Raw genomic sequence first — 20,014 nt, forward strand, 5'->3', positions numbered from 1 at the left:
GAGGGAGCGCCACCGCCGTCGGCGCTCACATCTTGATGCGCACACCCAACCCGACGGTGCGATCCTGGTAGCGGATGTCGCGTGGCCGCGTATCGCCATCACCCCAGTACTCGTGGAGATTGGCGCCAAAGATGTTGGTGGCGTTGAACACCATGGTGACGTTCTTGTTGATGTCGTAACCCAGCGAGAAATCCACCTGGTTCGCCGGCTTGACCTCGTCGTAGACGCCGGCGACTGTTGGCTGGTTGAAGCCGTCGATGAAGCGGCTGCGGAAGTTGTAGGCCAGTCGTGCCGACCAGTTGTACCGCTCGTACATCAGCACGGCGTTGTAGTTGTTCTTGGAGACGTTCTGCAGCGGCGACTGCGTCATCGGTCCGCCGATGTACTGCGGCGAACGCGTCGAACCCTCGATGTAGGTGTAGTTGAACTGCGCGCCCAGGCCACTGAGGATGCCGGGCAGGAAATCGAAGAACTGCTGATAGGCGAATTCCGCGCCGTCGAGATGACCCGAGCCGGCGCTCTGCGGCGAATTCAGCTGGTACGGCTGGCCGCCGATGGTGACATCCGTGGTGTAGTTCTGGATGTACCCGTTGATGTCACGGTAGAAGAGGCCGCCGCTGACGTAGCTGGCCGGGCCGAAATACCACTCCAGCGATGCGTCGTAGTTGTTCGAGCGAATCGGCTTGAGGTCGGGATTGCCGCTGCTGGCGGCGCCGGCGCGGTTGATGGTGCCCGGGTTCAGCGAAATCGACGGGTTCAGCGAACCGAAATCCGGGTAGGTGAGCGTCTTGGCCGCCACCAGGCGCAGCTGCAGCTGGTCATTGAAATGCAGGTTGAAGCTGAAGTTCGGCAGGTAGACGGGCGCGCTGGTGGAATCGGACAGTGGCGTGTAGACGTTGGTCGACGCGTCATAGGAGAACGCATTCAGGTGGCGCTGCATGCGTTCCACGCGCATGCCCATCAAGCCGTCGAACGACAGGCCGAACAGCGTGTTGCCGTAACCCACCTGGGCGTAGCCCGCCGTGGACTTCTCGTCGATCTGGTAGTAGCGCCCGGGATTCTCCGCCGCCGGCCCGGCAGGGAGGCCGTAGAGCGCGCGGATCGCGTCGGCATTGCTGGTCAGGAAGTTGTAGCAGCCGCTGAGCCACGTGACCGGGAGCGCGGAGGTGGTCGGCTCGCTGCAGAAATAGCCGTTCGGGAAGCGCGCGATGACCTGGTTGGCCGGATTCGGGGCAAGGGAGATCGCACCGGTGCCACCCGGCGGCGGCGTGGAGATGTCGTAGCTGCCGTGGTACTCGGCCTTGTGGTCGGCGTAGCGCACGCCGAAGTCGAGATACTGGAAGAAATCACCGTTGATGTCGAAGTTGCCGTCCGCGCGCCACGCCCACTGCTGCGCCCGCTGGTCGTTCCAGTCCTGGAACAGGCCGTTGAGGTAGTAATTGGCCGGATCGGTCTGCGGATTGCCGCCCAGGCCCCAGTTCTGCTGGTTGCCCGCGGTGCCGGTCCACACGGTGGTGATCGGCGCCTTCAGGAAGGTGTCCACGATGAAGGTCTGCTCTTCAAACGACGTCGAGTTGAACGACAGGTCGGTGGAGAGGCTCAGGCGGTCGCCATGCCACTTCGCGCCCAGCGAGTTCTGGATGTCGTGGCCCCATTCCGTGTGCGCCTGCGTGCTGGTGGCCGCGTAGGTGTTGCCCGTCCACGTGCCGCTGGTGGCGTCGCAGATGGTCTGTCCCTCGTACGGCGAGCCCGTCAGCTGGTTGGCGTAGCAGTTGTTGCCGACCGTGTACTGCGAAGGCGTGACCGAACCGACCGGGAACGAAAAGTAATACGGCTGGTTGTATTTGTCGGAATCCCAGTCGTAGATGCCTTCCAGGTAGACCTCGGTGGAATCGTTGGGCTTCCACTGCAAGGCGTAGTTGAACTCCTCGCGCGTGCGGTCGCCGATGTTGTAGTCGGCGCCGAACCCATTGGGTGCCTCGATCAGGTTGCCGCTGCCCGTGCGGATCGGGTTGCCGCTGCCGTCGGTCAGCACCTTCGGGAAATCTCCCCACACCGCGTTGTAGTCATAGTGCTGACGGCTGTAGCCGACGTTGGCCAGGGCGCCGAACTCGCCGATGTCCGTGTTCCAGCGGTTGCTGAGCAGGAAACTTCCGTTGGGATCGACGTGACCGCCGAAGTGGCTGTACGTCTTGGTGAACGTGCCGGCCACCTTGCTGCCGGCGAAGTCGAACGGACGATACAGGTCCATGTCGACGAGGCCGGCGATGCCGCCATCGATCAGGCTCGCTTCGCTGGTCTTGTAGACCTTGACGTCCTTGACTGCCGTGGCCGGCAGGTTCTGGAACGCGAAGGCGCGGCCGACGCCGCTGAAGATCTCGCGCCCGTTCAGCGTGGTGGCGACGTTGGGCAGGCCGCGGATGACCACGGAAGCCGTCTCGCCCTGGAAGTCGGGCGCGACCTGCACGCCGGTGATGCGCTGCATGGCATCGGCCACGCTGTTGTCGGGCAGCTTGCCGATGTCCTCGGCGACGATGGAGTCGACCACCATGCGCGAGTTCTGCTTGATCGTCTGCGCGCTTTCCAGGCTGCTGCGCAACGGGGTCACGGTGATCGTGGACAGGTTGACGGCATTCTTCTGCGCTTCCTCGCGCTGCTTGTTCCTGTCCTCGCCTTCCTTGCTCTTGGCAGCGGCCGCCTGGCTCGTCGTGTCCTGTGCGGCAACCGTCGCATTGCCGGGTGTCGCATCGGCGGCATGCGCCGGGAAAAGGCCGGCACCGATGGCGCTCGCCAGCAGCGTCGCTGTGCATGAGACCAGGATCGGATGCTTCATGTGTTTCTCCCCAGGATTCGTTGGATCGTGCTTCGCAGCAGCGATGGGTGGAATGTCGATGCCCGCCGGCCCGGCCCATCGTTCCCGATGGCTGGCCAGCCTCGATGGAGCCGCTCCTTCGAAGGGGTCCGCCTTCCACGGAGCGCGCCGCCCGGCATGTCTTCAATAGTCTGACAATAATTGATTTGTCGTACTATATGACTAACGATGCATCACTTGCGCCGGCTTGTCATGCTGCAGCGCATCGTCATGGAGCGGCGCTTTCCTTCGGCCCCTTCGAAACGAAAACGCCCGGCTGGCCGGGCGTTTCGTTTTCCTCGGGCTTCGCCTGTCGAAGCCGGCGAAGCCGATTCGTTTGCGCGAGCGTCAGAGGCCCGATGCCGCCGCAGGCACCACGCCCTTCGGTGAATGGCTCAGCGCGCGGATGATCTGCGCCTCGCGCTCGCGGTACGGCGTGCCGTCTGCGTGCAGCAGGTCGTGGAACCAGATCGCGGGCGGCTGCAGCGTGTAGGGGCGCTGCCAGGAATCCCACGGCAGGTTGGTCTGCGTCTTGCCGAGCACGAAGCCCCAGTTGACCATGCCCACGTCCAGCTTCTTGCCCAGCGGCAGCACGCCATCGATGGTGGAGCCGGCGCCGCGCGCCATGTATTCGGTGCAGATCAGCGGTCGCCCGTAGGGCTTGAGCTGGTCCACGCGCCTGAGGAAATCCTCCGGCCAGCCGTAGTTGTGGAAGCTGATGATGTCGGACTGCTCGACCTGGGTGCGCTCGATGGCGTCGAGATGGGCCGACGGGCTCCAGTCCGGGTGCTGCCACAGGCCGCTGGTGAGCGGCTGGATCGGGTGCGCGCTGCGTGCCCAGGCGAACACCTGCGGCAGCAGCTCGGCCACGCGCTGGAACTTGTCCTTCGGCTCGCGCGCGTCGTAGTTGCCGCCGCCCGGATTGTCCGGCTCGTTCCACACGTCCCAGGCGAGGATGCGGTCGTCCCTGGCGAAGCTGCCCACGATGTCCTTCACGTACTGCTCGAAGCGCGGGTACTGGCTGCGGTCGTCCATCGCCACGCCCGGCGACTGCACCCAGCCGGAGTTGTGCACGCCCGGGATCGGCGGGTGCTGCGGCCCGAGCTTCGGCTCCGGATCCCAGCACGAGTCGAACAGCACGAAGATCGGCTTGATGTGGTGCTTCGCCGCGATGTCGAGGAAGGTGTTGATGCGCTGCTTGAAGCCCGCCGCATCCTGCTTCCACAGCAGGTCGTGCAGGAACACGCGCATGGTGGTCATGCCCAGCGACTCGGCCCAGCCCAGTTCCTGGTCGATCCGCTTCGGGTCGAACGTGGCCGCCTGCCACATCTCCAGCTCGTTGATGGCATCCGAGGGAATGTAGTTGCTGCCCACCGGCCACGCCTGTTTCGCGTACCAGGCCCGGGCCTGCGCCTTCGACCAGCGCGCGGGCGCGGCGGCATGCGCCGGGACCGTGGCGACGGCCGCCACCACTGCAAGCAGCAGACAGGACAATGCGTGTTTCATGGAACCTCCATGGCGGTGGCCGGCGGCCCATGCCGCCGGAAGCGCCCGCCGTCATGCGACGGGCCGGAATGCACGTCGCGCCGGCCGGGCCGGCGCGACGCTTCAGTGAACCGCGTCGCCAGCCACCGAAAAGCGGTAGACGATGTGGTTGCGGTAGATCTGCCCCGGCGCCAGCCGGGCCGAGCCGAACGCCGGATGGTTGGGCGTGTCCGGGAACATCTGCGGCTCCAGCACGAAGGCGTCGCCCTGGCGGTAGATGCGGCCCGACTTGCCCACGCTGGTGCCGTCGAGGAAGTTGCCCGAGTAGAACTGCAGGCCCGGCTGCGCGGAGTACAGCGTCAGCAGGCGGCCGCTGTGCGGATCGGCCACCTTCGCCACCAGCCGCGGCGCGGCGGCCTTGCTGCGGCTGATCACCCAGTTCATGTCGTAGCCATGGCCGCGCAGCAGTTGCTGCTCCCTGCCGTCGCGGATGTCGCGGCCGATCGGCTTGCCCTGGCGGAAGTCGTAGTCGGTGCCGGCCACGGCGCGGAACTCGCCGGTGGGGATCAGCGTGTCGTCCACCGGCGTGGTGCTGTCGCCGGGGATGGTGAGCACGTCGTCGTACACGCTGCCAGAGCCTTCGCCGCCCAGGTTCCAGTAGGTGTGGTTGCTGAGGTTGACGATGGTGGGCTTGTCGGTGGTGGCGCTGTAGTCGATGTCCAGCTCGTGGCCGGCCCTGAGCGTGTAGGTGGCGGTGGCGGTGAGCGTGCCGGGGTAGCCCTGGTCGCCGTCGGGGCTGACGTAGCGCAGCGTCACGCTGGGCTCGGGCGACTTCACCACCTTCACCACCTGCCACACCACCTTGTCGAAGCCCTTGGCGCCGCCGTGCAGCGAGTTCGGGCCGTCGTTGAGGGTGAGCTGGTACGCCTTGCCGTCCAGCGTGAAGCGCCCCTTCGCGATGCGGTTGGCGAAGCGCCCCACGGTGGCGCCGAAATACTGCGGCTTGGCCAGGTAGTCGTGCAGGTCGGGATAGGCCACCACCACGTCCGCCAGCTTGCCGTGGCGGTCCGGCAGCATCAGCGACTGCAGGCTGGCGCCGAGGCTGATCACGCGGGCGGTGAAGCCGTGGCCGTCGTCCAGCGTCACCACCTCCACCTTGCGCCCGTCGGGCATCGTGCCGAAGGTGGCGCGGCTGGCGTCGGCCGCCGCGCACAGCCAGGGCGCGGCCAGCAGCGGCAGGGAAAAGGCGCAGGCGATCAGGTGCTTGTTCATCGTGCAGTCCCCGCTTCGCGGAATGGCATCAGGCAGGCCCAAACATCAACATATAATAAGACATTTGGCAAGCCTGTTCGCGCATGGCTGTCCGGCCTGCGCGACGTCCCCGGCTGGCCGCCGCGCCATCGTCCTCCCCGCCCTCCCCCTGTCTCCATCCGCGCGACAGGTGCAAGCTATACCACCCGGCCTCCCGGGATCCGCCCATGACCCTGCGCAGCCTGTTCATCGACTTCAACAGCTACTTCGCCTCGGTGGAACAGCACGAGGTGCCGGCGCTGCGCGGCCGGCCGGTGGGCGTGGCGCCGGTGGATGCCGAGACCACCAGCCTGATCGCCGCCAGCTACGAGGCGAAGGCGCACGGCGTCTCCACCGGCACGATGGTGCGCGAAGCGCGCGAACGCTGCCCCGGCATCGCCATCGTCACCGCGCGACCGAAGCAATACGTGGAATGGCACGGACGGCTGAGGAAGGCGATCGACCGCGCCATCCCCATCGCCTACGCCGGCTCCATCGACGAAATGGCCTGCGAACTGCTCGGTCGCCAGCGCCAGCGCGCGGTGGCGGAGCAGATCGCGCGCCAGGTGAAAGAGGAAATCGCCAGGGTCGCGCCCGGCGGCGCCATCCGCTGCTCCATCGGCATCGCGCCGAACGACTTCCTCGCCAAGACCGCCACCGACATGCAGAAACCCGACGGCCTGGTGGTGATCGAGCAGGCCGACCTGCCGCAGGCGCTGCACGGGCTGGAGCTGCGCGACCTGTGCGGCATCGGCGCCTCGATGGAAGCGCGCCTGCACGCCGAAGGCATCACCACCGTGGCGCAGCTCACTGCCGCCTCGAAACTGCTGTTGCGCCGCGCCTGGGGCAGCGTCGAAGGCGAGCGCATGTGGGGCCTGCTGCGCGGTGCGTGGCTGCCTGCCGCCCCGGCCACGCGAAGCTCGCTGGGCCACTCGCACGTGCTCGGCCCCGAACTGCGCACGCCCGAAGACGCGCTCGCGGTGCTGAAGAAACTGCTGGTGAAAGCGGCCATGCGCCTGCGCCGCGACCAGCTGCTGGCCGGCGCGATGACCGTGGCCATCCGCTTCGTCGGTCACGAGGACCGCTGGGAAAGCAGCGTCCACTTCGACCCCAGCGACGACAGCCGCAACCTGCTGCATCTGCTCACCGCGATGCTGGACGCCGGCCGCGTGCGCAAGCGCCTGCTGCCCGGCCCTGCCCGCGGCGTGCCGCTGTCGGTCAGCGTCACCCTGTCGCGCCTGGCCGAACGCACGCAGACCAGCGGCTCGTTGTTCGCGCCCGCCGGCGACACGCGCGGGATCGACGCCGTGGTGGATCGCATCAACGCGAAATACGGCCTCAACAAGGTCTACTTCGGCGGCATGCAGGCTGCGCTGCTCCACGACGCCGCGCCGATGCGCATACCGTTCAACCGCGTTCCCGAAACGGAAGAGAACGAGGCCGGCCTCGACCCGCTGTGGCTGCAATCACTCAACCGCTTCAAGGCGATGACGGAAGGGGAACATCGACGGAGGGAGAAGGAGCGAGGCAGCACTTACCCTGGCAAGCTTCTACCCAACCGGAACTAGAACCAATCGCAAGGTCTGGACTGCTGCCGCTTCCGTGGACGCCACCCTGAGCTAATGGCATCTGCTGCTCGAACTGCATGGGACCGATGTAGCCCAGCGTCGAGTGCAGGCGTCGGGCGTTGTAGAAGCGCTCGATGTAATCGAACACGTCGGCCTTGGCCTCGGCACGGCTGCGGTAGACCTTCCGGCCGGCGCGCTCGGTCTTGAGCGACTTGGAGAAACTCTCCATCGCCGAGTTGTCCCAGCAGTTGGATGTCGGCCTCGTGTTGGTGCGCCACATGCGGATCCTCGAAGAGGATCGCGCGATGGCAGCGACGCCCCAGCGCCAGGTCGGCAATCTGCGCGGGGCCGTTCGACGCACGGAGGGGGCGAATCCCGAACCCTTGATTTCGCGAAACTCTCATCTTGAGAGTTTTATGTTGCTCCAGGCCGACTGCCCGGGGAGAGCTGCCATGTTCAAGCATCCGGTACTTGTTTTGCTGCTCGCTGCGTTCGCATCTCTTGCTTTTGCGGACAACCCTCCGAAAGTTCGTCAACCTACGCTCACGCCGCAATCGAGCGGCACCACACAGCTGCTGATCGCCGTCAGCCCGGTGAATTCGCGCGTGGTCTGGGCCGCGGGAGCCGGAGGAACCTACGTGGTGACCACCGACGGCGGCAATACCTGGAAATCCGGCGTGGTGCCCGGCGCGGAGAATCTGCAGTTCCGCGATGTCCATGCCGTGAGCGACCGGATCGCCTATCTGTCGTCGGTCGGCGCCAACACCACCGACTTCAGGATCTACAAAACCGTCGATGGCGGCGCACACTGGACGGTGGAATTCACCAACCAGCTTGCCGGCGCGTTCTACGACTGTTTCGCCTTCTGGTCCCCCGGCCGCGGTCTCGCGCACAGCGATTCAGTGGGCGGGGTATTTCCCGACCTGCGCACCTCCGACGGCATCCATTGGCAGTCGATCGCCGGCCATATGCCGCCGGCACTCCCTGGGGAAGCCTCGTTCGCATCAAGCGGAACCTGCATCACCACGCTGGGAAAGCAAAACGCGTGGATTGCCACCGGCGGTTCGACCACCGCACGGATCCTGGCGACGCGTGATGGCGGCAACACCTGGAACGCTTATGCCACCCCGCTCATCAGCAACGCCAGTGCTGGCGGCTTGAGCGTGGCTTTCCGCGATGCGCGCAACGGGTTTGTCGGCGGCGGCGACTTGTCGAGCAATACCTCAGCCGACGCAGCGACCTCCCACGACGGTGGCGCGACCTGGACTCTGACCAACCCACCGCCGGTCCCCGGAGCGGTCTTCTGCGTGGCGTACGTCCGCGGCCTGCGCGATCGCCATTTTTCCGCATCTCCCAACGACGGGGACGATCAGGATCAAGACCAGAATGACCGTGGCGACCATCGCTCTCAATTCGACCGCACGGTCGTGATTACGGCCGAAACCGCACCCGACTTCAATTCCGGATCGGCCGCCTGGACTCCCGACGAAGGCCAGACCTGGTACTGGCTACCCACCGTGAGCGGATACTGGGCCGTCGCTTTCGCGAATCCAAAAGCCGGGTGGTTCGTCGGCAACAACGGACAGATTCTGAAGATCAGTTTCTAGACTTTGGGAAGTTCCAGGCAAGACCGGACTCGTGCGAGGGAGAGTCGACGCTGGGGTGATGGCTCGGTTACGCCGTCGCGCCTCGCTTCGACCGTACCCTCACCCGGCTGTCGCCACCCTCTCCCGGAGGGAGGGGGATTCACCCGTGAAGGTTTTCATCACGCTGCCGCCGCGACCGCTTCCACCGGCGTGGCCGACACGCGTGCGATGGAAGCCGTCAAAACAGGGGCAGGGTAGAGTTCTCCAGGAAATCCCTCCTTCCCCTTGCTTGCAGCTTGCGCGATTCGCCCGCGAGCCAATACACAATCAGCCGCCCGCCCGCTGGTTCCGCCGCAATTCCACCGCCTCCGCCCAGCGCGCCGCCACCCGCGGCGTGGTGATGCATACCGCCGCATCGGTGATGGTTGTCACCGCGCGCTCCAGCAGCTGGATGTCGGCTTCGTGCTGGCGCGCCACGTGCGGGTCCTCGAAGAAGATCGCGCGGTGGCAGCGGCGTTCCAGCACCAGGTCGGCGATCTGCGCGTCGCCGCCCATCGGGCCGCTCTGGTAGCGCTCCGCCCACGGCTGGCCCTGCGGCCAGCCGCGGCTCCAGGCCAGCTCGTTGAGGCGTTGGCCGGTGGTGCCGGTGGCCACGCGGCGGGCGAAGCGCGACAGTGTGTCGAAGTGCTGGGCCGCGTAGGCCAGCATCGCGGGCTTCATCGCGTCGTGGGCGATCAGGGCCAGCGTCTGCGACCCGAACGCGTGCAGGTCGTCCGCGCCGGGATCGGGCGCCAATCCTGCATGCATGCGTTCCAGCTCGATCCAGTCGCGTGCCGAGGCCATGGTGGAGAGGAAGGGCTTGGCGTGGATCACGCACTGGCGCTTGAGCGCCGCCGCCTCGGGGAACACCGAGGACGGATCGACCGGATCGATCAGGTAGATCGCGCCGTCCAGCGTGCGCGCGTCGCCGTCCATGCCCACCACCTCGGCCACCAGCTTCATCAGGCCGCCTTCGCGGCCGTAGGGATAGCGGCGCAGCGGCGCGTAATCCGCGAGCAGGCCGGCGCGCTCGATGGCGTGGTAGGTACGGCCTACCGCGTGCAGGCCCAGCCCCAGTTCGCGGATGCCGCGCTCGCAGGCATGCAACCAGCGGAACAGCGCCGCATCGTCGTGGCTGTGGTGCAATTGGTTGGCGGCCAGGCCAAGGCGCATCGTTTTCATCTCCTCGCTCGTTTCGATCCAGGAACCCGTGACGCATCCCGATCATAGCCGGCACGCAACGCGGCCATGAGGGAGATGACAGGCCAGTGCGGATCCGGCGGACAGCGGAAGACGCGAGCGGCGGAACGGGCATCGCCGCATGATCGACGACACTGCGGGCAACGACCATAGCAGTCGCCGCGGCCCGGACACGACCACGGCGCGCCGGTCGCCCGGCGCGCCGTGGTCTGGTGCCGTTTACAGATCGACCTTGACGCCGAGATTGAAGAAACGGCCGACGATGCCCTCCTGCGACCAGGTGGGGTTGTAGTTGGTGCCGGGGCCCGCGTAGTTGGCGGGGTCGAACGGCGGCAGCTTGTTGAACGCGTTCAGGATCGACCCGGTGATGGTGACGTGGTCGTTGATCGCATAACTGCCGGTCAGGTCGAAGAAAGTGGATGCCCCGATCCGGCAACTGGCCGGGAACGGCGTGCCGGCTGGCGTGGTGGTGATGCACGAGCCCGGGCCGACACCCACGTCCTCGGCGATCTGGGCATAACCACTGGTGCGGTACACCGTACCGGTCACCGTGAGCGGCCCCCAGATGATCGTGTTGGCCCACGAACCGCGCAGGCGCGGCGTGCCGGCGCCCGAGGACAGGTTGTACGGCCCCTGGGTGCCCACGTAACGCTGGACCGTGCCGTCAGGCAGGGTCAGGCTCCAGCTGAAGACGTTGGTGGCCGACAGTTCGCTGATGTACTTGATGCCGTCGCCGAAATCCCAGTGGCCCTGCAGATCCAGGTCGATGCCGGTGGTCTTGAGCTGGTTCGCGTTGACGTACTCGCCGATCACCTCGATCGGACGCGGCTGCGCATTCGGGAACTGCGGGTCAGGCACGTCCGGCACCACGGTGACGCCCGGCGCCTGCGGCGTCCCGGCGTAGTAGTTGGCCAGCGCCGAGCTCGTCTGCGACTGGGTGATCACCCCGGTCTTCTTGATGCTGTAGTAATCCAGCGACGCGCTCAGCCAACTGGTCGGCTGCAACACCACGCCGAACGTGAAGTTGGTGGCCTTCTCCGGCTTGATGTTCTTGTTCGCCAGGGCATTCTCGCCCAGGGCATACGGCTGCACGTAGCCGTTGTTGCCGTGCAGGGCCTGGAAAGCTGGCGGCGGCGTGTAGGTGACGAAACCCACGGACGCGCTGGAGCCGTTCTCGGCGAACGACGGCGCGCGGAAGCCCTTGGACCAGGTGCCGCGAACGGCGAGCCAATCCAGCGGCTTCCACTTGATGCCGAGTTTCGGCGAGAAGTTGTTGCCCACATCGGAGTAATGGTCGAAGCGGCCGGACACATCGACCTCCAGCGAATTGAACAGCGGCGCATCCATCTCGGCATAGACGCCACTCACGTCGCGGCTGCCCTTGGTGTGGGCGTTGCCCAGGCCCTGGAACTCGAAGTTGGGGTTCAGCGTCGGATCGTCCTGCGCCTCGTGGCGGAACTGCGCACCCACGGCGAGGCCAAGGCTGCCACCCGGCAGGTCAAACAAGTCGCGGTTCGCACTCAGATCCAGCGAGTCAAGGTCCGAGGTCGAAGTCTTGCTGTAGCCCGGCGCCAGCGTCGAACGGACGGCGGACGAGTTCGCCGACGGGTTGGCGAAGTTGTAGCTGCCGCTGGCGATCGCGCCGAGCAAGGCGTTGTAGCTGATGAAGCCGAACTGGTCCGTACCCAGCCAGGTGTGGTTGATCACCCCCGTGACGTCCCAGTGCCAGTCGTTGAACTGGCCGGTGACGTCGCCCACGATGCGCGCGTTGTGATTGTTGTAGTTGAATCCGGCGGGGATGTCGCCGAACGCATAGTTGATCAACGCAGGCACTGCGAACGGGTTGGAGGGATTGCCCACCGGCAACGTGATGGCGTCGGTATTGTTCGGGGTGGCATTCTGGATCTGCTGCGCCGGCGACACGGTCCAGGTCTTCGCCTGGAAATAGCTGGCCGACAGGTAGGCCGTGGTGGTGTCGTTGAGCTTGACTGTGAAGCGGCCGTACAGGCCGCCCTGCTCCATCGCCGGCTGCAGCTGCCCGTACTGGGAGGCCAGATTCTGCTGGCAATAGCTGCCCGGGCTGTTCGGGTCGTTGGTCACCAGCGTTTCATAGGGCTCGCCAGTGCAGCTCCGCAGCGGCTGGATGTTGCCGCCGGTGGAAGGCGTGACCGAACCATAGATCGAACCCACTGCATTGGAAGGTACGCCGGGATTCGGGCCGCCGAGCGAGCTCAGGTTGGTCGTGTTGTACGGGAACGGCCGCTGGTTCACGCGGATGGTGTTGTCCTTCTGGTACTGCACGCTGAAGTAGGCGTTGTAGTGATCGGTGTTCAGGTCGCCGCCGCCGGCGAGGAAGGTCGCCTTGCGGGTGAAGCCGCCACCGCGCTGCGAGGTGCCGACATCGGCCGTGGCCTCGACGCCGTGATAGTCGGGCCGCAGGATCACGTTGACCACGCCGGCGATCGCATCGGCGCCGTACAAGGACGAGGCGCCATCCTTCAGCACCTCGATGCGTTCGACTGCGGCGAGCGGAATGGTGTTCAAATCCACGAAGGAGCGCTCGCCGTCGTCCGACACCGCGTAGCTGGCGTTGCGATGGCCGTCGATCAGCACCAAGGTGGAGTTGACGGTCAGACCGCGCAATGCCACGCCGGATGCACCGGCCGCAAAGCCGTTGGTGAATGAGTTCGGGATCGAACCGCTGTTGTCGGCGGAAATCGAGCGCACGACATCGGATAGCGTAGTCAAGCCGCTGCGCTGGATCTGGACTGCCGAGATCACCGTCACCGGCGATGTCGTCTCGGTGTCGATGCGCGGTATCGCCGAACCGGTCACCACGACGGTCTGCAACTGCTGCGCTTGTTTCGCCGATGGCTGCTGTTGCGTGGACTGCTGTTGCGTGGACTGCTGTTGCGTGGACGGCTGTTGCGTGGACGGCTGTTGCGTGGACGGCTGTTGCGTGGACGGCTGTTGCGTGGACTGCTGTTGCGTGGACTGCTGCTGTGTTGATGAAGCTGGTGGCGGCGCGCTTTGCGCAAAGGCCACAGCCAGCGGGGTCATCGCCAGACCGGCGAGGGAAAGCATCGTCATGCGTTTCATGGGCGAACCTCCGGCGTGGGGAACCGTGGCGAGGTGCTCGCATGGCCCGGGGCACGCAGGAACTTTCCCGTCTTGATGCGGGAACACGCTGCTTCAAGCGGCCGACGGGCGTGGGGACGCGGACAACCGTCGCTGAACGCTTGGACTACTCCTCGTATACGGTCTTTACAAGTGACCGTCACGAAGCGCGTTCATGCGCCGTTTCCAATCGTCACGCATTGGTGTCGAGTCAACTTCCGCGATGACGCAAAAACATCGGCCGTCGTTCAGACGGCGACCATCGTCATCGTCGCCTCCGCCAGCATGCGCGCGATCGAGGCGGCGGCCTCGCGGCCGTCGTACACCGCGCGCACCACCAGGTCCGCGCCGCGCACGTTGTCGCCGCCGGCGAAGATGCGCGGATGGCTGCTCTGCTGCGGCAGCGCGCCGTCCGCGCCGGTGACGATGCGGCCGGAGTGCGCCAGCTTCACGCCGTGCGAGGCCAGCCAGCCGGGCGGGCTGGGCAGGAAGCCGAAGGCCTGGATCACCACGTCGGCACGCAACTCGCTCTCGCTGCCTTCGACGTTGCGCGGGCGCGGGCGGCCGTGGCCGTCGTCCACCAGCTCCGTCTCCACCACGCGCACCGCGCGCGCGCGGCCGTGTTCGTCGCCGAGGATTTCCAGCGGCTGGCGATGGAACAGGAAGTTCACGCCTTCCTCGCGGCTGTAACCGACCTCGCGCGCGGAACCGGGCATGCTGGCCTCGTCGCGACGATAGACGCAGGTGACCGAGGCCGCGCCGAGGCGGATCGCGGTGCGGTTGCAGTCCATGCCGGTGTCGCCGCCGCCCAGCACCACCACGTGCCGGCCGCGCAGGTCGAACGCGGGCGGCGGCGGCTCGTCGCGCAGCAGGCGTTCGGTGTTGCCGATCAGGAACGGCAGCGCGTCGTGCACGCCGTGCAGCTCGCGGCCCGGCAGCCTGCCGTCCACGTAGGTGTAGGCGCCGGTGCCCACGAACACCGCGTCGTAGTCGTCCAGCAGCTCGCCGAACTCGATGTCGCGGCCCACTTCGCGGCCCAGCAGGAAACGCACGCCCATGCCTTCGAGCAGCTCGTGCCGCAGGCGCATCACCTGCTTGTCGAGCTTGAACGGCGGAATGCCGTAGGTGAGCAGGCCGCCGATCTCCGGCTGGCGGTCGTACACGTCGGCGGCGATGCCTGCGCGGCGCAGGCGGTCCGCACAGGCCAGGCCCGCCGGGCCGGCGCCGACGACGGCCACGCGATGGCCCGTCTCGCGTACCGCGGACAGGTCGGGCCGCCAGCCCTGGCGCAGCGCCTCATCGGTGACCCAGCGCTCCACGCTGCCGATCGTCACCGCGCCGAAGTCGGTCTGCTCCAGCGTGCAGGCGCCCTCGCACAGGCGATCCTGCGGACAGACGCGGCCGCAGATCTCCGGCAGCGGGTTGGTCTCGTACATCAGCGTGGCCGCTTCCATGATGCGGCCGTGCTGCACCAGCTTCAGCCACTCCGGGATGTAGTTGTGCACCGGACAGGCATGCTCGCAGTAGGGATTGCCGCAATCCAGACAGCGCTCGGCCTGCGTGCCGGCCTGCGGCGCCGCGAAATCGCCGGAGATTTCCCCGTAGCCCAGCACGCGGATCGCCACCGGCACCGTGCGCGGCGTCTCCCGCGGCACGTTGAGGAACTGGAACAACTTGTCGCTCATGCGAACCTCCGGCACTGCGGCCGACGAACTCCCTCCCCTGCTTGCAGGGGAGGGTTGGGGCGGGGTGCCTTCCGCTCGAAGGCGGCCAGGATGGCCGCGCCTTTGAACGGGGCCCCTCGACGGCGCCGAGGAGTGGAGCCGGCAACAGGGGAAAGCCAGACTGTCTGAGGCCAGGGACGGCCGAGTTGTCTGGCGGCCGGTGAGCGGCGAGCACCGCAGGGGACGCGGCGGGCAGGAAGCCCGCCGCGCGCCGGCGCGGGGTGGCCTTCTCTTTTGGTTACTTTTCTCTTGGCCACGCAAGAGAAAAGTGACCCGGCCGCCGGCAGGCGGACGGAACCGCTCTGTCGCTCGTGAAGGGAACCCCGAGGCGAGCACCCGCCCCTCACCCCGCCCTCTCCCCAAAGGGGAGAGGGAAAACCAGGCAGCGGCGAGCCAAGAACCGGTGCACTGTTCATCATGCGGCCCTCCGCAACTCTTCCGCCAGCACGGCCAGGCTCGCCGCCTTGGGCTTCACCAGCCAGAACTTGTACTGCAGCCCGCGGAAATCGCGCAGCACCTGCCGCCCCCAGTCGCTGCCGGTGAACTCCACGTGGCGCGTCACCAGCCCGCGCAGGTGCTGCATGTAGTGCTCCATGCCCTCGGGCGAGATGCGCAGGATGTCCACCAGCTCGTGGTTGTAGCAGTCGACGAAGTCGCGCTCGAGATCGAGCACGTAGGCGAAACCGCCGGTCATGCCCGCGCCGAAGTTGAGGCCCACCTTGCCCAGCACCGCCACCACGCCGCCGGTCATGTATTCGCAGCAGTGGTCGCCCGCGCCTTCCACCACCGCCACCGCGCCGGAGTTGCGCACCGCGAAGCGCTCGCCGGCGCGGCCCGCGGCGTACAGCTCGCCGCCGGTGGCGCCGTACAGGCAGGTGTTGCCGATGATGGAGGCGTCCTGGCTGGCGAACGGCACGTCGGCGGGCGGACGCACCACGATACGGCCGCCGGCCATGCCCTTGCCCACGCCGTCGTTCGCCTCGCCGGTGAGATCGATGTGCACGCCGCCCGCGTTCCACGCGCCCAGACTCTGGCCGGCCGCGCCTTCCAGCTGCAGCACGATGGGGCGCTCGTCCATGCCGTGGTCGCCGTGCCGGCGCGCGATCGCACCGGACAGGCGCGCACCGATCGCGCGGTCGGTATTGGCGATCGCGTAGCTGAAGTGCCCGCCCTCGCCCAGTTCCACCAGCGGCGCGGTATCCGCCGCGATGCGCGTGGCCAGCGCGGCGGCGTCGCGCACCGGGTTGCGCGCCATCGCGCAGGCGGTGTCGCTGGCCGCGCCGAGGCTGGCGCCGTCGAACAGTGGCGCGAGGTCGAGGCCGTGGCGCACCGGCGTGGCGTCGTCGCGCTGCGCCAGCAATTCGCTGCGGCCGACCAGCTCTGCCAGCGAGCGCGCACCCAGTCGCGCGAGGTGTTCGCGCACGTCGGCGGCGATGAACCGGAAGTAGTTCATCACCATCTCGGGCAGGCCGATGAAGTGCTCCTTGCGCAGCACCGGATGCTGGGTGGCCACGCCGGTGGCGCAGTTGTTGAGGTGGCAGATGCGCAGATACTTGCAGCCCAGCGCCACCATCGGGCCGGTGCCGAAGCCGAAGCTCTCCGCACCGAGCAGCGCGGCCTTGATCACGTCGAGGCCGGTCTTCAGGCCGCCGTCGGTCTGCAGCCGCACGCGGCCGCGCAGTTCGTTGCGGCGCAGGGTCTGCTGCGTTTCGGCGAGACCCAGTTCCCACGGCGTGCCGGCGTACTTGATCGAGGTGAGCGGGCTGGCGCCGGTGCCGCCGTCGTGGCCACTCACCGTGATGAGATCCGCGCCCGCCTTCACCACGCCTGCGGCCACCGTGCCCACGCCCGCATGGCTGACCAGCTTCACCGAGACCAGCGCGCCGGGATTCACTTCCTTGAGGTCGTGGATCAGCTCGGCGAGATCCTCGATGGAATAGATGTCGTGGTGCGGCGGCGGCGAGATCAGGCCGATGCCGGGCTTGGCGTAGCGCAGCCGCGCGATGGTGGCGTCCACCTTGTGGCCGGGCAGCTGGCCGCCCTCGCCGGGCTTGGCGCCCTGCGCGATCTTGATCTGCAGCACCTCGGCATTGACCAGGTAGGCCGGCGTGACGCCGAAGCGGCCGGAGGCGACCTGCTTGATCTTCGACATCTTCTCGGTGCCGTAGCGCGCGGGATCCTCGCCGCCCTCGCCGGAATTGCTGCGCGCGCCCAGCCGGTTCATCGCGGTGGCCAGCGCCTCGTGCGCCTCGGGCGACAGCGCGCCCAGCGACATGCCGGCGGAGTCGAAGCGGCGCAGGATCGCCTCGACCGGCTCCACCTCGTCCAGCGGCACCGGCGCGCCCAGCGGCTGCACGGCGAGCAGGTCGCGCAGCGCCGAGGGCGGGCGATGGTCGACGTGGTCGGCGTAGGCGCGGTAGTCGGCCGGGTCGCCGGTGCGCACCGCCTGCTGCAGCGTGGCGATCACGTCGGGGTTGTACATGTGGTACTCGCCGCCGTGCACGAACTTGTACAGGCCGCCCGCGCGCAGCGGCTGCGCCGCGTTCCACGCTTCGGCGGCGAGCAGGCGCTGCTCGTTCTCCAGCTCGGCGAAGCCGGCGCCGCCGATGCGCGAGGGCGTGCCGGGGAAGCACAGCGTCACCACGTCCGGCGCCAGCCCCACGATCTCGAACAGCTGTGCGCCGCGGTAGCCGGCGATGGTGGAGATGCCCATCTTCGACAGGATCTTCAGCAGCCCCTTGCGGATGCCGCGGCGGTAGCTGCGGCCGATCTCCAGCCGGTCGCCCTCGATGTGGCCCTCGCGGCCCAGCTCGAACAGGCTCTGGTAGGCCAGCCACGGGTAGATCGCGGTGGCGCCGAAGCCGAGCAGGCAGGCGAACTGGTGCGCATCGCGCGGCGTGGCGGTCTCCACGATCAGGTTGCACTGGCAGCGCAGCCCCTGCTCGATCAGGTGCGCGTGCACCGCGCCGGTGGCGAGCAGGGAGTGGATCGGCAGCTTGTCGCGCTCGGGGTAGCGGTCGCTGAGGAAGACCAGCGCGTTGCCCTCGCGCACGGACTGCGCCACCTCCTCGCACAGCTTGCGCAGCGCCGCTTCCAGTCCCAGCCCCGGCGCGTACATCAGGTCGAAGCGCGGCGTGTCCGCGAATGGCGGCAAGGCCAGCAGCTGGCGCAGCTTGCGCTGGGACAGGATCGGCGAGTTGATCAGCACCTGCTTCGCGTTCTCGGGCTTCAGCTCGAACACGTTGCCTTCCGGGCCAATCTGGGTGACCAGCGACATCACCAGCTTCTCGCGCAGGGGGTCGATCGGCGGGTTGGTGACCTGGGCGAAGGCCTGGCGGAAGCGGTCGAACAGCGGCCGCACCTGCCGCGACAGCGCGGCGACCGGGGTGTCGTCGCCCATCGCGCCGGTGGCCTCGGCCTCGAGCTCGGCGATCACCTTCAGCACCGTCTCGCGCTCCTCGCGCGAGAGGCCGTACAGCTTCTGGTAGCAGCGCAGCTGGTCCACCGGCAGCGGCTCGGCGGCCAGCGAGGGATCGATCAGGTCGGATTCCAGGTAGCTCACGCCGGCGCGCAGCCAGTCGCGGTACGGCGCGCGCTTGCGGTTGATGTCGTCGATGTCGGCGTCGCGCAGCAGGCGGCGCCCGCGGAAATCCACCGCGATCATCTCGCCCGGCGCAAGGCGGCCCTTGGCGACCACGCGCGCCGAGGGCATGTCCCACAGGCCCGCCTCGGAAGCGATGATGAAGTGGTTGTCGTCGGACAGCGCCCAGCGCGCGGGGCGCAGGCCGTTGCGGTCCAGCGTGCAGGCGGCGTAGCGGCCGTCGCACATCACCAGGCCGGCGGGGCCGTCCCACGGCTCGCTGTGCAGCGCGTAGTACTCGTAGAACGCGGCGAGGTCCTCGTCGATGTTCTCGCGCGCGGCGAACGCGGGCGGCACCAGCACGCGCATCGCGGCCAGCAGGTCGAGGCCGCCGGCCAGCAGCACCTCCAGCGCGTTGTCCAGGCTCTCCGAGTCCGAGCCCTGCTGGCGCACCAGCGGGCCGAGGTCGCCCAGTTCCACGCGCGGCGAGCGCCAGATCGTCTCGCGCGCCTGCATCCAGCGGCGGTTCGCGCGGATGGTGTTGATCTCGCCGTTGTGCGCCAGCAGGCGGAACGGCTGTGCCAGCCGCCACTGCGGCGTGGTGTTGGTGGAGAAGCGCTGGTGGAACACCACCGCGTCGGCGACCAGCGCCGGATGCGCGAGGTCGTCGAACACCTCGCGCAGCCGCCCCGGCGCGGCCATCGCCTTGTAGCCGATCAGCCCGGCCGACAGCGTCACCACGTAGAACTGCGGGTCGTCGGCCAGCGCGGTCTCGGCGCGGCGACGCGCACGGAACAGCGCGCGCTCGAACGCCTCGTCGTCCGTGCCCGCATCGGCGTCGACGAAGACCTGGCGCACGCGCGGCCGCGCGGCGGCGGCCAGCGGACCGCAGGCGTCCTCGTTCACCGCCACCTCGCGCCAGCCCGCCACGCGCACGCCTTCCGCGGCGAGATGCCGCTCCAGCACGATCGCCGCCGCGTCATCGGCGGGATCGAGGAACACCAGGCCCGCCGCGAAACGTTCGCCCACCGCGATGCCCGCCTCGCCCGCCAGCGCACGCAGCCAGGCCTGCGGGCGGCGGATCAGCACGCCGCAGCCGTCGCCGCTCACCCCGTCCGCGTTCACCGCGCCGCGGTGCGAGAGTTTCGCCAGCGCCGCGAACGCGGTGTCGACCACCCACGCGCTGGCGCGGCCGTCGATCTGCGCCACCAGGCCGAAACCGCAGCTGTCGTGCTCGAACGCCGCGTCGTACAGGCTTGTTCCACCGGACTGCTTCATCTTGCTCACTCGCTGGATGGCAGGGCACGGAAGGCCAGCGACGCCATGGCGCCGGTCTGGATTTCGTGGATTGCGGTTCGACTACAACACAATTGCTGCGTCGCGTCAAAGACTTCTATACGTCCAAATGAAGTTTCCCCCGCAACCGGCGCAAACGCCTGTCGCGACAGCATTCGCCGGGACGCCGGCGCCGTGGCGGCCCCGCGCCTCCACCCCTCTACCGCAAGTTTCCGCCCCGAATCGCATCTTCCTTTTGTTGCGTGGCTGTCATGCACGGGGCCTAGCGTGCCGGACCG

At 67.7% G+C, this 20,014-nt stretch carries 9 protein-coding genes and 2 pseudogenes; 2 read left to right on the forward strand and 9 right to left on the reverse strand.

What is annotated here, in order from left to right:
* Window positions 1-25: 25 nt before the first annotated feature.
* The 3 genes from ABQJ56_RS10290 to ABQJ56_RS10300 form a co-directional block, all read right to left on the reverse strand.
* Entirely contained in the window at window positions 26-2,833 is a 2,808-nt protein-coding gene (locus ABQJ56_RS10290; protein ID WP_367844929.1) for a TonB-dependent receptor, read from the reverse strand.
* 366 nt (window positions 2,834-3,199) lie between these two features.
* Window positions 3,200-4,357 (reverse strand): glycoside hydrolase 5 family protein, encoded by a 1,158-nt coding sequence (locus ABQJ56_RS10295; protein ID WP_367844930.1) that lies wholly within the window; start codon window positions 4,355-4,357, stop codon window positions 3,200-3,202.
* 102 nt (window positions 4,358-4,459) lie between these two features.
* Window positions 4,460-5,608, reverse strand: a complete 1,149-nt coding sequence (locus tag ABQJ56_RS10300; protein WP_367844931.1) for an aldose epimerase family protein — start codon at window positions 5,606-5,608, stop codon at window positions 4,460-4,462.
* Window positions 5,609-5,814: 206 nt separating this feature from the next.
* Between ABQJ56_RS10300 and ABQJ56_RS10305 the strand changes: the two genes are divergently transcribed.
* Complete coding sequence (locus ABQJ56_RS10305) at window positions 5,815-7,194, forward strand: DNA polymerase Y family protein (protein ID WP_367844932.1); 1,380 nt, start codon at window positions 5,815-5,817, stop codon at window positions 7,192-7,194.
* Between the two features lie 49 nt (window positions 7,195-7,243).
* Here ABQJ56_RS10305 and ABQJ56_RS10310 read toward each other — a convergent pair.
* Window positions 7,244-7,450 (reverse strand): annotated as a pseudogene (locus ABQJ56_RS10310) (IS3 family transposase); the annotation flags it as partial.
* A pseudogene (locus ABQJ56_RS10315) lies at window positions 7,437-7,544 on the reverse strand (methylglyoxal synthase); the annotation flags it as partial. The pseudogenes ABQJ56_RS10315 and ABQJ56_RS10310, both read right to left, overlap by 14 nt.
* Window positions 7,545-7,646: 102 nt before the next feature.
* Between ABQJ56_RS10315 and ABQJ56_RS10320 the strand changes: the two are divergent.
* Window positions 7,647-8,801, forward strand: a complete 1,155-nt coding sequence (locus ABQJ56_RS10320; protein ID WP_367844933.1) for a WD40/YVTN/BNR-like repeat-containing protein — start codon at window positions 7,647-7,649, stop codon at window positions 8,799-8,801.
* Between the two features lie 306 nt (window positions 8,802-9,107).
* Here the strand turns inward: ABQJ56_RS10320 and ABQJ56_RS10325 are convergent, their stop codons facing one another.
* The 4 genes from ABQJ56_RS10325 to gltB all read right to left on the reverse strand — a co-directional run bounded on the left by ABQJ56_RS10325 (window position 9,108) and on the right by gltB (window position 19,718).
* Complete coding sequence (locus tag ABQJ56_RS10325) at window positions 9,108-9,992, reverse strand: methylglyoxal synthase (protein WP_367844995.1); 885 nt, start codon at window positions 9,990-9,992, stop codon at window positions 9,108-9,110.
* 246 nt (window positions 9,993-10,238) lie between these two features.
* A complete protein-coding gene (locus tag ABQJ56_RS10330; RefSeq protein WP_367844934.1) occupies window positions 10,239-13,118 on the reverse strand; it encodes a TonB-dependent receptor in 2,880 nt (959 codons plus the stop codon).
* 266 nt (window positions 13,119-13,384) lie between these two features.
* Window positions 13,385-14,821, reverse strand: a complete 1,437-nt coding sequence (locus ABQJ56_RS10335) for an FAD-dependent oxidoreductase (RefSeq protein WP_367844935.1) — start codon at window positions 14,819-14,821, stop codon at window positions 13,385-13,387.
* A gap of 454 nt (window positions 14,822-15,275) precedes the next feature.
* A complete protein-coding gene (gene gltB, locus ABQJ56_RS10340; RefSeq protein WP_367844936.1) occupies window positions 15,276-19,718 on the reverse strand; it encodes a glutamate synthase large subunit in 4,443 nt (1,480 codons plus the stop codon).
* Window positions 19,719-20,014: the final 296 nt, after the last annotated feature.

Origin of the sequence: Rhodanobacter geophilus (assembly GCF_040812275.1) — a bacterium.
GTDB classification, from domain to species: Bacteria; Pseudomonadota; Gammaproteobacteria; order Xanthomonadales; family Rhodanobacteraceae; genus Rhodanobacter_A; species Rhodanobacter_A geophilus.

What these genes read in the sequence shown, in the direction of transcription:
- ABQJ56_RS10320 (WP_367844933.1), top strand. Translation starts at nt 7,647, where the DNA reads ATGTTCAAGCATCCGGTACTTGTTTTGCTGCTCGCTGCGTTCGCATCT.
- ABQJ56_RS10325 (WP_367844995.1), bottom strand. Translation starts at nt 9,992, where the DNA reads ATGCGCCTTGGCCTGGCCGCCAACCAATTGCACCACAGCCACGACGAT.
- ABQJ56_RS10300 (WP_367844931.1), bottom strand. Translation starts at nt 5,608, where the DNA reads ATGAACAAGCACCTGATCGCCTGCGCCTTTTCCCTGCCGCTGCTGGCC.
- ABQJ56_RS10330 (WP_367844934.1), bottom strand. Translation starts at nt 13,118, where the DNA reads ATGAAACGCATGACGATGCTTTCCCTCGCCGGTCTGGCGATGACCCCG.
- ABQJ56_RS10290 (WP_367844929.1), bottom strand. Translation starts at nt 2,833, where the DNA reads ATGAAGCATCCGATCCTGGTCTCATGCACAGCGACGCTGCTGGCGAGC.
- ABQJ56_RS10295 (WP_367844930.1), bottom strand. Translation starts at nt 4,357, where the DNA reads ATGAAACACGCATTGTCCTGTCTGCTGCTTGCAGTGGTGGCGGCCGTC.
- ABQJ56_RS10305 (WP_367844932.1), top strand. Translation starts at nt 5,815, where the DNA reads ATGACCCTGCGCAGCCTGTTCATCGACTTCAACAGCTACTTCGCCTCG.
- gltB (WP_367844936.1), bottom strand. Translation starts at nt 19,718, where the DNA reads ATGAAGCAGTCCGGTGGAACAAGCCTGTACGACGCGGCGTTCGAGCAC.
- ABQJ56_RS10335 (WP_367844935.1), bottom strand. Translation starts at nt 14,821, where the DNA reads ATGAGCGACAAGTTGTTCCAGTTCCTCAACGTGCCGCGGGAGACGCCG.